This is a genomic window from Nostoc sp., from assembly GCF_036917315.1.
Taxonomy (GTDB): Bacteria; Cyanobacteriota; Cyanobacteriia; order Cyanobacteriales; family Nostocaceae; genus Nostoc.
This window is the reverse complement of record NZ_JBALDR010000012.1, coordinates 100,609-114,357: the sequence shown is the minus strand read 5'-3', so window position 1 is coordinate 114,357 and position 13,749 is coordinate 100,609. Positions and strand designations below refer to the sequence as shown.

General features: G+C 41.8%; 14 protein-coding genes and 1 pseudogene. 11 read left to right on the top strand and 4 right to left on the bottom strand.

Annotated features, from left to right (window positions below):
* Positions 1–488: 488 nt before the first annotated feature.
* Positions 489–974 (bottom strand): allophycocyanin subunit alpha-B, encoded by a 486-nt coding sequence (locus V7K84_RS05430; protein ID WP_094348587.1) that lies wholly within the window; start codon positions 972–974, stop codon positions 489–491.
* 239 nt (positions 975–1,213) lie between these two features.
* On the opposite strand from V7K84_RS05430, the gene rlmD reads away from it, so the two are divergent.
* Both rlmD and V7K84_RS05420 read left to right on the top strand, forming a co-directional pair.
* A complete protein-coding gene (gene rlmD / locus V7K84_RS05425) occupies positions 1,214–2,620 on the top strand; it encodes a 23S rRNA (uracil(1939)-C(5))-methyltransferase RlmD (protein WP_334836822.1) in 1,407 nt (468 codons plus the stop codon).
* Between the two features lie 389 nt (positions 2,621–3,009).
* Positions 3,010–3,459, top strand: a complete 450-nt coding sequence (locus V7K84_RS05420; RefSeq protein WP_334836821.1) for an ATP-binding protein — start codon at positions 3,010–3,012, stop codon at positions 3,457–3,459.
* Positions 3,460–3,549: 90 nt separating this feature from the next.
* On the opposite strand, the gene V7K84_RS05415 is transcribed toward V7K84_RS05420, so the two are convergent.
* Entirely contained in the window at positions 3,550–3,825 is a 276-nt protein-coding gene (locus V7K84_RS05415) for a DUF6439 family protein (RefSeq protein WP_334836820.1), read from the bottom strand.
* 44 nt (positions 3,826–3,869) lie between these two features.
* Between V7K84_RS05415 and V7K84_RS05410 the strand changes: the two genes are divergently transcribed.
* The 5 genes and pseudogenes from V7K84_RS05410 to V7K84_RS05390 all read left to right on the top strand — a co-directional run.
* Positions 3,870–4,232, top strand: coding sequence for a hypothetical protein (locus V7K84_RS05410; RefSeq protein ID WP_322677398.1), 363 nt, complete (start codon positions 3,870–3,872; stop codon positions 4,230–4,232).
* A 2-nt stretch (positions 4,233–4,234) separates the two neighbouring features.
* A complete protein-coding gene (gene asnS, locus V7K84_RS05405) occupies positions 4,235–5,626 on the top strand; it encodes an asparagine--tRNA ligase (RefSeq protein WP_334836819.1) in 1,392 nt (463 codons plus the stop codon).
* An 83-nt stretch (positions 5,627–5,709) separates the two neighbouring features.
* Positions 5,710–5,940 (top strand): DUF2281 domain-containing protein, encoded by a 231-nt coding sequence (locus V7K84_RS05400; protein ID WP_334836818.1) that lies wholly within the window; start codon positions 5,710–5,712, stop codon positions 5,938–5,940.
* Positions 5,934–6,302: a type II toxin-antitoxin system PemK/MazF family toxin gene (locus V7K84_RS05395; RefSeq protein ID WP_334836817.1), complete on the top strand. Its 369-nt coding sequence runs from the start codon at positions 5,934–5,936 to the stop codon at positions 6,300–6,302. Before V7K84_RS05400 ends, V7K84_RS05395 begins: the two co-directional genes overlap by 7 nt.
* A 44-nt stretch (positions 6,303–6,346) precedes the next feature.
* Positions 6,347–6,466: pseudogene (locus tag V7K84_RS05390) on the top strand (amino acid--tRNA ligase-related protein); the annotation flags it as partial.
* Between the two features lie 142 nt (positions 6,467–6,608).
* On the opposite strand, the gene V7K84_RS05385 reads toward V7K84_RS05390, so the two are convergent.
* Positions 6,609–7,394, bottom strand: a complete 786-nt coding sequence (locus V7K84_RS05385) for an Rpn family recombination-promoting nuclease/putative transposase (RefSeq protein WP_334836816.1) — start codon at positions 7,392–7,394, stop codon at positions 6,609–6,611.
* 153 nt (positions 7,395–7,547) lie between these two features.
* Here V7K84_RS05385 and V7K84_RS05380 point away from each other — a divergent pair, with 153 nt between their 5' ends.
* The 4 genes from V7K84_RS05380 (at position 7,548) to V7K84_RS05365 (ending at position 12,295) form a co-directional block, all read left to right on the top strand.
* Positions 7,548–8,024 carry a chemotaxis protein CheW gene (locus tag V7K84_RS05380; protein ID WP_334836963.1) on the top strand — a complete coding sequence of 159 codons (477 nt, stop codon included), beginning with the start codon at positions 7,548–7,550 and terminating at the stop codon, positions 8,022–8,024.
* Between the two features lie 21 nt (positions 8,025–8,045).
* Positions 8,046–9,326 (top strand): CheR family methyltransferase, encoded by a 1,281-nt coding sequence (locus V7K84_RS05375; protein WP_334836815.1) that lies wholly within the window; start codon positions 8,046–8,048, stop codon positions 9,324–9,326.
* Between the two features lie 470 nt (positions 9,327–9,796).
* Positions 9,797–11,569, top strand: coding sequence for a methyl-accepting chemotaxis protein (locus tag V7K84_RS05370; protein WP_334836814.1), 1,773 nt, complete (start codon positions 9,797–9,799; stop codon positions 11,567–11,569).
* 9 nt (positions 11,570–11,578) lie between these two features.
* Entirely contained in the window at positions 11,579–12,295 is a 717-nt protein-coding gene (locus V7K84_RS05365; protein WP_334836813.1) for a chemotaxis protein CheW, read from the top strand.
* Positions 12,296–12,330: 35 nt separating this feature from the next.
* Here the strand turns inward: V7K84_RS05365 and V7K84_RS05360 are convergent, their stop codons facing one another.
* Positions 12,331–13,521, bottom strand: coding sequence for an RNA-guided endonuclease InsQ/TnpB family protein (locus V7K84_RS05360; RefSeq protein ID WP_334836812.1), 1,191 nt, complete (start codon positions 13,519–13,521; stop codon positions 12,331–12,333).
* Between the last annotated feature and the right edge of the window lie 228 nt (positions 13,522–13,749).

The window sequence follows — 13,749 nt, the reverse complement described above, 5'->3', positions numbered from 1 at the left end:
TCAGAGATTATTCGGGTATATGCAGTTTAGATGTAACAATCAAGTGACGAGAATCACACATATCGATGATTAGGATCGTCTCCTTCATCTCGCTAACTAGGCATAATTAATGACAACTGAACTCTAGCCGAGTCATTAATAGGGAACACACTTAATAGCCGACAGCCTTAATCAAGGACTGTCGGTTTTTTGTATTTATCATTTGTCATCAGTTAAATGCCCAATGCCCACTTCCCCTGAGCGTACCCCTGGGGGGAAGCAAGCTACGCGTAGCATCTCGTAGAGAAGCCGAACGCAAGTGCCCCATGCCCATATGCATAAAATTTCCCCACAATTGCTTGGTAACTTGACAGAGATTTTGCCATAGTCACTACCAAATGTGGGGAGGGTATGATCAAATTGGGGATCTTATGCCTATCGAGTGCTAATATCTTGCACTCACTCTAGTAGACCGGAAGTAAACTTCTAGAACCAGCACACACTTTGTATTAAGACATCGCTTGAATGATGTAATCAAAGTAAGGTGCTGCTTCAGCAGCGTCTTCCGCACTCAGTAAGCTAAGGGAAGCTGTTTTGAGGGAATTAATCGCTTCTACCATTCCAGGCACGGGAACGCCCAATGAATTGTACATTTCCCGCACACCAATCAAACCGATTTTTTCAATTGGCTCTTTGTCACCGGCAAGTACACCATAAGTAATTAGGCGTAAGTACCAGCCAAAATCACGGATACATAGAGAGCGTTGGCGTTCACCGTAAGCATTACCTCCAGGGGAGATAAAGTCAGGACGCTTCTGCCAAAGTTGTTTGGTTGCTTCTTGAACTATCTTCTTTTCGTTTTCGGCTAAGGTAGCCGCAATCCGCGTCCGTTGTACGCCGGTTTGCAAAAAGTCTTTGATATTTTTAAGTTCGCCACTGCTGGGATAACGCAGTTCGTCGTCGGCTTTGAGAATAACTTGGCTAATTACAGTCATGATTATTGAAATCACCTGAAATATTATCTGTTAGTTTAGCGAGTTGGAGGTACACAAGTGAAGGGATCGGAGCTACTTATGTATTGAATTTATCTGTTTGGGGAGACTGGGGACTGCGGACTGGGGATTGGGGATGGTGGGGCCCCCTCTGGGGATAAGGGGTAATGGGGATTGGGAACGAAGAAAGTGTTTTCCCAATGACCAATGACTAATGACTAATGACCAATAACTAATGACTAATGACTAAAATAATTTGGCAACAGGGTGAATTAATTGAAGTGACGATCGCTAATCTGAGTGATACAGGCGATGGTGTGGGGCGTGCTGATGAGCGTGTAGTGTTTGTCCCAGATACTGTTCCAGGCGATCGCGTCATTGTTCGCTTGGTTCATGTTAAACCGAAATACGCCCACGGTAAGCTCCAACAGCTATTGTCACCATCTCCTCACCGTATCCGACCTAGTTGTATTGTGGCTGACAAGTGCGGTGGTTGCCAGTGGCAGCATATTAATTATGATTACCAGCTAGTAGCCAAGCAAAATCAAGTTATCCAAGCTTTAGAACGCATTGGCGGTTTTATTCAACCACCAGTAGATCCGGTACTTGCTGCCCCTTCTGCTTTTGGCTACCGTAACAAATCTACATATCCTCTCTCGCTATCGGCAACAGAACAAGTACAGGCTGGTTACTATCAAAAAGGTAGTCACCAATTAATTAACTTAAATCAATGTCCAGTTCAAGATGCGCGATTAAATCCCTTACTTGCCGAAGTTAAGCAGGATATCCAACAACAGGGTTGGCAAATTTATGACGAACAGCGCCATATTGGACAAATTCGCCATCTCGGTTTACGCATTGGCCGACACACTGGAGAAATGTTGCTGACTTTGGTGGTAAAGGATTGGAATTTATCAGGAATTGAAACCCAAGCCCAGGAATGGTTAAAGCGCTATCCGCAGTTAGTGGGAGTGTCGCTCAATCGCAATAGCGATCGCACAAATGCTATCTTTGGATCGGAAACCCGTTGCATCGCTGGAGTACCCCACCTGCGTGAAAATTTTGCTGGACTGGAATTTCAAGTACGCCCAGATACATTTTTCCAAGTGTATACCGAAACAGCAGAGGCACTATTGCAGGTAATTCAATCAGAACTCAATCTTCAAGGGCATGAGTTGCTAGTTGATGCCTACTGTGGTATTGGGACTTTAACTTTACCGCTCGCCAAAAAAGTACGTGTTGCTACAGGATTAGAAGTGCAAGCAGCAGCAGTAGAACAAGCAATTTTGAATGCCCACCGCAACGGAATTGATAATGTGACTTTCCTTGTCGGGGCAGTAGAGAAATTGCTTCCCCAAATGGGCACAATACCAGAAGTAGTAATACTCGATCCACCACGTAAGGGGTGCGATCGCGCAGTCATCGACACTTTACGGCAATTGAAACCATCTCGGATTGTTTACGTCAGCTGTAAAGTAGCTACCCTCGCCCGTGACCTAAAATTGCTTTGTCAAGATGGGCAATATACCATCACACGGGTACAACCTGCTGATTTTTTTCCTCAAACTGCTCATGTTGAAACTGCCGCCTTTCTTGTGCTATCACATTTTGACAAGGGTAGTAATTCCTTCAAAAAAACTGAAATTTGAAAATTTTAGTCTAGTGCATACTAAAGATGCTAAAATTGAATTAAGGCAAAAATAAAAATTCATTTTGTTTAAATAAATTCAAGTTGCATGGGTTATTAAAAACATGAAGAAGATTGCGTAAATTATAAATCGGCAACTAACTAGAGTATGCCAATACTCTCTAAAATTAACAGCATATTCTTAATTTGCTGACTTCATTATCAAACTTATTCCAGCCGATATCTCGAAACAATCCCAATTCATAGTTATAGAGCCAATGCTCCCTAGCATTTTCAAAATTTAGTTTTAAAGACGCAAGTTTGAAGGCAGCATGACCACCTCAAGTTTTATCAGGGTGACTGTAATAGCAAACTGATGTCTAGCTAACTGAAAGCTATGGGGTTTCTCTTGTGATTACTATTTCACTCCGTCCAGTTGGACGTTATTGGGGCACTATTAGTTTTGCCTCAACCCTCTACCTTTGTCCCATATTAGACTTATTGTTGGCAGAAATTCCAGCAATATTACAAGCAGAACTGCGGCTAGGACTTCAAGAAGCTCTAGTCAACGCAGCTAAACATGGTAATAATCTCGATCCGAGTAAAACAGTCGTAGTTCGTTTTTCCGTAATAGATAATCAATATTGGTGGATAATATCAGACCAGGGTAGTGGCTTTACTCCTTCATCTACTAGTAATGAAGAACCAACAGACTATCTTCCACCAGATGAGTCAGAAAATGGTCGTGGTTTATGTCTTCTACATCAAATTTTTGATCGGGTGGAGTGGAACCGCAAAGGCACAGAATTGAGGCTTTGTAAACAAGTGGAAAATCGTCCCCGTTTATCTCTGCGACGATAAGAGGCGAGTGGGGAATGGTAAAGGGGAGTAGGAAAAGTTATTAGTTGATTGTTTTTGACTAACTATTCTCTACTCCCTATTCCCTATTCCTTATTTTCCGTGACTTGGACAGGGAGGGGCAGAAATAGAGCGATCTAACCAACCAATTGCCTGTTCTAATCTCGCTTGAGCTTCTTGTGGCTGATCCTTTAAAAGATACACAATAGCTGCTGCCACTTGTTCATTAGCGCGGGAATTGCGGTTAGACTTGAGGCGATGCCAATCGTTAGGGGAAATGCTCAGTCTTTCCATCAGGGCTTGAGCAAGTTCTAGAGTACTAAGTTCATTCAGTTGACTGGTTTTCGGCAGCTGGGTAGATTGGGACATAACTATTGGCACATTTGCATTTACTTCTACTTTACTACTTGTAAATGAAGCCGCCTAAACAATCACAGCCGTCAGCAGAAAATCCCGAACCAGATTTTGAACAAGAACTAGAGGAAGTAGAGCGATCGCTCCTATCCTTAAGAGAACGTTATGATCAAGTGCAACGCGATCGCCAACAACAGGCACAATGGCAACAGCGCCGCGATCAACTAAAGCACAATAAATCTCAGACACCAGAAATCAAAGCAGAGTTACGGCACATTCAACAGCAGTTAGAAAGGCTAGAACTAAACTTAGAAAGCCAGTTATTTTCTTGGCGTAGCCTCAAAAAACCTTTCTGGCAAGTCGTCCGCTTTGGTGGAATGGGCGTTATCATAGGCTGGATATTAAAGTCTTATGCTGGGTAAATATGGTAAATCGACGGATTGCAGAAATATTGCGAAGTGGCCAACCTGATGAGTCCCTCCAAGTTCAAGGCTGGGTGCGGACGAAGCGCGAGTCCAAAGGGTTTGCTTTTATTGAAGTCAATGACGGCTCATCACTAGCTAATTTGCAAGTCGTCATTAATCAGGATTTGCCAGATTACGAAGCTATATTGAAAAAATTGAATACGGGTGCTGCTGTCGAAGCAACAGGGGTACTAGTGGCTTCCCTTGGTAAAGGACAACGGATTGAGTTGAAAGCCGAGACAGTGAAAGTTTACGGCGAAGCTGATCCCGATACATATCCCCTGCAAAAGAAACGCCATTCCTTTGAGTTTCTGCGAACCATTGGACATTTGCGATCGCGTACTAATTCTTTTGGTGCAGTTTTCCGCGTTAGAAATGCTTGTTCGGCAGCAATTCACCAATTTTTCCAAGAAAGAGGCTTTTTGTGGGTACACACACCCATCATCACCGCTAGCGATTGCGAAGGCGCGGGTGAACTGTTTAGCGTTACCAGTTTAGATTTAAAGAATATTCCCCGCACAGGAAACCAAGCAGTAGATTATAGCCAAGACTTTTTTGCTAAACCCACATATTTAACAGTTAGCGGCCAGTTAGAAGCGGAAGTCATGGCGATGGCGTTTAGCAATGTCTACACATTTGGCCCTACCTTTCGTGCAGAAAATTCCAATACTTCCCGCCACCTAGCAGAATTTTGGATGGTTGAGCCAGAAATGGCTTTTTGTGACTTAGAAGGCGATATGGATTTAGCTGAGGCGTTTCTCAAACACATTTTTAAATATGTGTTGGAAACTTGCCCAGAAGATATGGAATTTTTCAATGAACGCATTGATAAATCTGTGTTGGCTACAGCCGAAAATATTATTAATAATCAGTTTGAACGCTTAACTTATACAGAAGCCATCAAACTTTTAGAAAAAGCTGATGTTAAATTTGAATATCCAGTCAGTTGGGGTTTAGATTTACAATCAGAACACGAACGCTACCTAGCTGAACAACAGTTTAAAAAGCCAGTAATTGTCACAGATTACCCAGCGCAAATCAAAGCCTTTTATATGCGCTTGAATGACGATGAAAAAACCGTCCGCGCAATGGATATTCTCGCACCGAAAATTGGTGAAATTGTCGGCGGTTCCCAGCGCGAAGAACGCCTAGAAGTTTTAGAACGTCGTGTATTAGCGCAAGGATTAAATCCAGAAGACTTGTGGTGGTATCTTGATTTGCGTCGTTATGGTACTGTTCCACACGCGGGTTTTGGACTAGGTTTTGAACGACTCGTGCAATTTATAACTGGTATGGGAAATATTCGTGATGTGATTCCCTTTCCGCGTACACCCCAAAGTGCTGAGTTTTAGTTTAAATTTTAGACCTGGCCATTTATAATCGCCAGGTTTTTGACTTTTGTGGATAAAGAGAAATCTAACTGAAAACATTTATCATGAGTATACAAGACCAAACCATTGGTAAAATCCGACAAATGCCAGAAGCTTTAGTTCAGGAAGTAAGTGATTTTATCGACTTCCTATTAATGAAGCATAGCAGCAATAACTGGGAATTATGGCTTCAGTTTAGCGAGTCAGTGGAAATAGTGGAATCAGATTTTTCTGACTATTTATCTAATTTAGAAGATTATGAAGAACGCTTGGCGCGTGGGGAAATTCAGTGGTAGATATCACACGGGGAGATGTGCTTTTGTGCGATCTCAATCCTGTTGTTGGTACAGAACAAGCAGGAATTAGACCTGTTGTAGTGGTGCAAATTGATCGGGCAAATGCTGTTAGTCCTCATACCATTATTGCACCATTCACCTCAAAAATTAGACGGGCTATTTTAGCCTCTCATGTGTTTGTACCTGCTGGTATCGGTGGTTTAAGTCAAGATTCTGTAGTGCTTTGTGAGCAACTTAGAGTTGTTGATAAATCAAGAATTATCAGAGTAATTGGTCATTTGGATGATAATTATTTAGATGAATTGGCAATAGCTTTATGTACTATCCTTGGGTTAAGGATTATGAACAATGATAATGATTGATAAATATTAGGTATTCTCACATCATTTATTTACATAGTTATTGAACTGTCCCCCATGCGGGTTTTGGGTTAGGTTTTGAACGACTCGTGCAATTTATGACGGGGATGGGAAATATCGGTGATGTGATTCCGTTCCCGCGTACACCGCAAAGTGCTGAGTTTTAGTTTGAGAATTTGAAAACTAGGCGATTATAAATAGCATCTACACAAACCAAGTCCGTCTGCACGGACTTATAAAAACTTTGAAACCCGCATTAGCGGGTTTTGCTTGTATAGGCATCTACTTTTCTAAAGCGATTAATTAAAATTAAGAATTTTGAATCTCCTCTTGTAAAACTTGAACTTGCTCAATAGATAATTCAGTAACTTGAGCAATTTGTTCTAAACTCATTCCAATTCGCAACAAATTTAAAGCCAATTTTCTTGTTGTTTCTGCTTTGCCTTTGGCTTCACCTTTAGCTTCGCCTTCTTCTAGGATTTGTTGATAAATGACTGATTCGCGCATAATCTCACTCCTTAAAATCTTGCTAATTACATCTTTCTTTAATACCAAACCTGCTAAGATGCCACTGGCAGCAGCTATATTTCGTTGTAGCTGGCGATCGCTAATTGCTTCAACTGCTTTGGCGACTTGGGTTAATACCATTGTAGGATCGTTTGTTTGACTTAGCACGGCAAAGGGTAATAGACCTGGAATACTCATAAACCTGTCTGTTGGTTGTTCCCACAGACGTATTACTTCAAACTGATGGTAAGTGTTGTTTAATCTAAAACTGTTTTCACTGACTAATTCTGAACTGGTTTTTCTCAAATAGATTACTATTTGACGCATTTCTTTATTAGGAAAGCGGCGATAAACCCTAACTCGATAATCTAACATCCGAAAGGGGATATCTTCATCAGGGTCGGTTTGAAATTCGGTATGTAGAACTAAATCATCAGATTGCAATAAAATTAACGAATCGGCACGAATTGGTTCGTTTGATAATTCAGTAGGGCTAAGTTCTGTTAATTTAATCGGTGAACCTAGTAACCATGTTGCCAAGTCATCTTTGAAGTTTTCGGCAATGAATTTACAGATATTGTCATACATAGCAGCCTTCAAGTAAAGGTATCGAGTATTTTTGAAAAAAATTAAATTTGTTGGTATTGGGTTTCCTTTAGTTAACCCAATCTATTGCTACGATTTTATTTTATGTTAAACAAGTAATACAAAAGCTAGCACTGGAGATGAAAATTAGTGTTAATGTTACTTCTCAATATTGGGAATGAGCGATATGCCATAGAAAGCCGACAGGTTGTAGAAGTAATACCACTTGTTGTACTCAAAAGTTTGCCCCACCAGCCTGAGCATATCGCTGGTGTTTTTAACTATCGCGGACGCATTGTACCAGTAATTGATTTATGTCAGTTGATGCGTGGTAAACCTTCCAGTGAGTACCTGAGTACTAGGATTGTATTAGTCAATTATTGGGGGAGTAATAATATAGAACTTCAGGCTCCCTATATTTTGGGTTTGATGACAGAACAAGTTGTAGAAACATTACATAAGTCTGAGTCTGAATTTGTTAATCCCAATATCCAGATAGATACAGCGCCATATTTGGGCAAGATGATTGTAGATGATCTAGGGATGATTCAGTGTCTTCGCATTGAGTACTTGTTGTCAGAAGCGCAGCAAGTCAATCTCTTGCCAGAAAGTCATCACAATACTAGATTTTAGATTGGTCTGAACATTCTATAAATGGCACAATCTGTTATTGAGGCTTTACTAAAAAGCAAGATTGGTTTAGATGCAAATTCTATTGGTGCTGATGCGATCGCTAGTGCAATTTATCAACGCATGGCAGATTGCGGCATCACGGATATTGCTCACTATCTGGGGAAGTTACAGGTATCTACCCAGGAATGGGAAGCACTGATTGACAATGTAATTGTTCCAGAAACTTGGTTTTTTCGAGAACCAGAGTCTTTTGCATTTCTGAAGCATTACGTATTATCTGAGTGGTTGCCAAAAAATCCCCAAGGCGTACTGCGGGTTTTGAGTGTACCCTGTGCAACGGGTGAAGAACCATATTCCATTGCGATCGCTCTTTTGGAAGCAGGATTAAATCCGACAAACATTCACATCGATGCTGTTGATGTTAGCAACAAGTGCCTACTAAAAGCCCAACGAGCAATCTACAATCAATACTCGTTTCGCGGCAATAGCCAATCGTTTCAAAAGCGCTATTTTCAGGGAACTGAGGCAGGATATCGCCTGTGCGAACAGGTGAAAAGTATGGTGAATTTTATTAATGGCAACTTGGCAGATCCGGCTTTTCTAGCTGACACGCCGCTTTACGATGTAGTCTTTTGCCGTAACCTGTTGATTTACTTCGATGTGACAACAAAAGAGCGCAGCATTCAAGTCTTAGAAAGGTTGCTAAGGGAAGAAGGCCTGCTATTTGTGGGACACGCTGAAACTTGGTTATTGTTTAAAACTCAATTGATCTCAGTTCGTCAAAATTCAGTAGTTGCTCATCGAAAGTCCACGGGAGGCGAAAATGTTCGTAAAAATCATCATCCAAATCTTCAGAGACAAGGCTTTACAGGCAAAAATATAGATGTTCTCAACAAGCGACAGCTACCGAAAAAAAACCATTCCAAGTTTGTCGCCCAAGAGAGGTTAAGTGTTGCTTCCCAGAATCCGATATTGCCAATAGACCTGAAGGTAAATTTGTTAGAAACAGCTAGAGCTTTAGCCGATCGAGGTCGATTAGATGAGGCGGTTAAACTATGCAACGACTATCTCAACCAAAATCAGGCGAGTACTGAAGCATATCTTTTACTAGGTCAGGTGCAGCAAGCGATGGCACAAAATGAGCGGGCGGCACAATCTTTTCAAAAAGCAATTTATTTACAACCGACTCACCAAGAGGCGCTGACTCATCTGGCATTACTCAAAGAAAATCAAGGGAATGCGGATAGTGCTAATCTTCTCTGGCAGCGAATTCATCGATTAACGAAGGATAAGCAGTTCTGAGGAGAGCGAGTAGAAGGCAATACTGTGTAGGTTTTGCCTAAAAAATAGAAATGTGTAGGTTAAGTTCTCGTTTGTATGCAATAAACTTTGACCTCTCTCCAAACCTCTCTCCTAAAAGGAGAGAGGCTTTGAGTCTTACTCCCCTTCCCTTGTAGGGAAGGGGCTGGGGGTTAGGTCTGTATTGGACTCAACTGAGAACCGCTATATTCTTAACCGAGCAGTATTGGGATTCATCCACCTTTGAACTCCGTTCATCCACCTTTGAACTGGATTTATCCACCTCAGATACTCAAACTTCTTACTCAGGATTCAACACTTTTACATCATCAGTAAAATCTAGTCTCTGAACTAAGCTAGCTACTTAATAATTTGTTTAAAAATAAAAATACAGACTGTTCATCTTGTTTATGATTTGGGAATTTTAAGAGATGAATGCGTTTTACAGCAACAGAGGAACAATAGGATATCCAATGTTCAAGAACATGACCTTGCAAACACGGTTGATCGGTTCATTTTTTTTCATGGGACTGATTGTACTCACGATGGCCTTGCTAGGATGGTTCACCACCAACGAGTTAAATCAGTACATTAACATACTGGCGACGGATAACATCCCCAGTGTGTCCGGGATATGGAAGATTAACGAAGGTCAGACACAAATCCAATCAGCAGAACGGTTACTATTCGATCCTGAAATCACTGTTAGTGAAAGACAAGGTGCAATTACTCAAATCCAGGATGCTTGGAAACAGATTAATGAAGGTATTAAACAGTACGAAGCAACGCCCTTAAGCGAGCAAGAAAAAAAAGAGTATGGCTTACTTAAAGAACAACTGGATGCCTGGAAGCAAGCTCATGAAAAATTGTTAGATATTGAACAACAATTCACTCAACTGGGTATTCGCAATCCTTGGAAAAAACAAATTGACTTAATGCGTCAAGGAAAAGAAAAAACATCAGATTTTGCCATTATTCAAGCACCAATTCAATTACGTAATCGCATGGATTCTGAGGGAGCAAATAGAGAAGAACCGTTATTTAAAATAACTGACGATCAAGCAGGTAAACTTTTGAAACTTAATGAAGGTTACATATCAGATACACAAAAAGAAGTTGAACAGAATGTGGCCCGCAGTATTTTCTGGATTTCTGTCGGAATTGCCATTGGCCCCATAACTGCGATTATTTTTGGGTTTGTAATCGCTCGACAAATTGCATTTCAGATTCTTGGTGTTGTTAGGGTTGCAGAGCAAATTTCTACGGGGAACTTAACAACTCAGGTCACGGCTGATGCCAACAGCAAAGATGAAATGAATAGACTCTTAACTGCTTTCCAAACCATGACTCAGAATCTCAACACTCTGATTCGTCAGGTACAGCATTCAGGTATCCAAGTGACTACCTCAGCTACTCAAATAGCAGTTTCGGGTAAACAATTAGAAGGGACGCTCACGGAACAGGTCGCCTCTACTAATGAGGTAGCTGCTGCTACCAAAGAAATTTCCGCTACCTCTAGAGAATTAGTAAGTGCAATGGAACAAGTTGCGGCCATTTCACAAATCACAACGACAGCAGCGAATGATAGTCAAAAAGATATAGTGCGGATGGAAACCACTATGCGGCAGTTGGCAGAAGCCACTAATGCGATCGCTGCTCGATTGGGAGTAATTAGCGAAAAGGCAAATAGCATTAATACTATTGTCGTCACAATTACCAAGGTAGCAGACCAAACGAATCTACTGTCGTTAAATGCGGCGATCGAAGCTGAAAAAGCTGGAGAGTATGGCTTGGGCTTTGCTGTCGTTGCTAGAGAAATTCGCCGGCTAGCAGATCAAACCGCCGTTGCTACCCTCGATATTGAGCAGATGGTGAAGCAGATGCAATCGTCAGTCTCTACAGGTGTGATGGAAATGGACAAGTTTGCCGCAGAAGTTGGGCGGAATATAGAAGATGTTGCCAGTATTAGTACACAGGTTGGGCAAATTATCCAGCAAGTGCAAGACTTGAATCCGCGATTTGAGTTTGTCAACCAGGGTATGGAAACCCAATCTGTGGGAGCGCAACAAATTAGTGAGGCGATGGTGCAGTTGAGCAGTACCTCTGTGCAAAGTACAGATTCTTTGCGGGAAATTAATCATGCAATAGCCCAACTTAACCAAGTGGCGCAGGGATTGCGTCAAGAGATTGCCCGCTTTCAGGTGAAAACAGAAGACGTTATACCCCTGATTCACCAATTCTCTTGAGCAGCCCTTATGAACCCCGCTACGCCATTAAATATTGAACGTTGTTGGAATTTTATCGGTATTGAGGGCGATCGCTCTTGTCCGCAATTAGCCACCTATACCCATTGCCGCAATTGCCCCGTTTACTCTACTGCTGGACGCTATTTGCTAGAGCGCTCCATACCTGAAAATTATCGGCATGAGTGGACTGAGTTACTAGCTAAATCTAGAACTGATGAAAATTCCCAGATATCCCATACTTTAGCCACCACTCAAATCACGGTTGTGATTTTTCGTCTGCAACGGGAATGGCTGGCACTTTCTGCCCAAATCTTCAAAGAAATTTCTCCTCCCAGCGTGGTTCATACCCTACCGCATCGCAGCAACCAAATCTTGCGGGGATTGGTAAGTATCCGAGGCGAATTGCGATTGTGTATTTCTTTGAGCGATCTGTTGAATCTGGAAACTGCCGATACAGCAGTACAATCGCTGAGTCCAGTGGTGTATTCGCGCATGGTGGTGCTGGAAAAGGCAGATAAAACTTGGGTGTTTGGTGTAGATGAACTTTATGGAGTACACCGATTTCACCGGGATGAGTTACAAGATCCGCCCAAGAGTCTGACTCAAACTTATACAAAAGGATTATTTCACTGGCAACCTGGCGTGTCACCAATGGAGCGATCGCACAGTGTCAGTTATTTGGATGATGAATTGTTATTCACCACCTTAGCAAGGAAGGTGCTTTGACACTCCCCGCGATAAATCGACGGGGATTCTTGAATCTAAGACATAACTTGCTCTTGCAGGTTTGCACCAACAAGAGTAGAGGTTTCATCTCCGCAAGCGTTGCCTACGTCTAGCGCAGAGGTTCCGATATGCCCTACCGTACCCAATCCTCGACTAAGGATATTTCTAGCTGCGTTTTCATCCCTATCCATGACACATCCGCATAAACATACGTGTATTCTAGTGGATAGAGTTTTCTTAACAATTTCACCGCAGCTAGAGCAAACAGCGCTACTGTATTGCGGATTAACCGCAACCGTGACACGTTTAAATACTTTACCAAAGTACTCAACCCAGACACGGAACTGATACCAAGATGCGTCATTAATAGACTTGGCTAAACAATGATTTTTCACCATGTTTTTAATCCTCAAATCTTCGTAGGCTATCAAGTCGTTAGACTGAACTACGCACCGTGCTAATTTCACAGCATGGTCTTTACGTTGCCTACTTATTTTGAGGTGGCGTAACCCGAAAATCTGTCTAGCCTTGCCTCTATTTTTTGAACCTTTTATCTTCCTTGAAACTCGACGTTGTGAACGTTTAAGAACTTTTTCTCCAACACGAAGAAACTTAGGATTCTGGATCATAACGCCGTCAGAGTCGGTGTAGTATTCTTTCAAACCTACATCCAGCCCAACTGTATTACCAGTTGGCTCTATGTCTTCAGAACGGGCTACATCAATACAGAGTTGAACATACACACCATCTGCACGTTTTACCAATCTCACCCGTTTAATCTGGTTAATTTCGTAAAAGTGCAAATCACGAGTACCTTTAAGTTTTAACTTTCCAATACCTTTTTTGTCAGTAAAGGTTATTGATTTTCGGTTATCTGCAAGCTTCCACCCAGTCGATTTGTACTCAACAGAACGACAATCTTTCTGGAACTGAGGATACCCTTTTAAACCGGGAATACCCTTCTTGCAGTTGTCATAAAACCTAGAAATAGAAGACCATGCCCGTTCAGCACTAGCCTGTCTAGCCATTGAGTTAAGTTCATTAGCAAAGGGAAAGTTAGCTGCAAGTACAGCACAATATTTTTGCAAATCGTTTTTGCCCGTACCTTTAACATCCATCCATAGCCGAATACAGCTATTACGAATAAACTTTGCAGTCCGAATTGCATCATTTATTGCAACTAATTGCGCTGACTTTCCATAAGCTTTGAACTCAAAAACAAGCATCTTTCTACCTCGTATCTTATACTACCACGTTTGGTATAAGATACTAGGAAGGAAGATGAAAGTTTTTCAATCTTGACGGCTGAATAAATTCAGCTATTCGCTTATATCCCCCGCATGAATGACGGGGGCTTTACGCATCACGGCTCGTAATCAAAAACCTAACCCCCCAACCCCCTTCCCTACAAGGGAAGGGGGAGCTAAACTCTCCTCTCCTCGTAGGAGCTACCG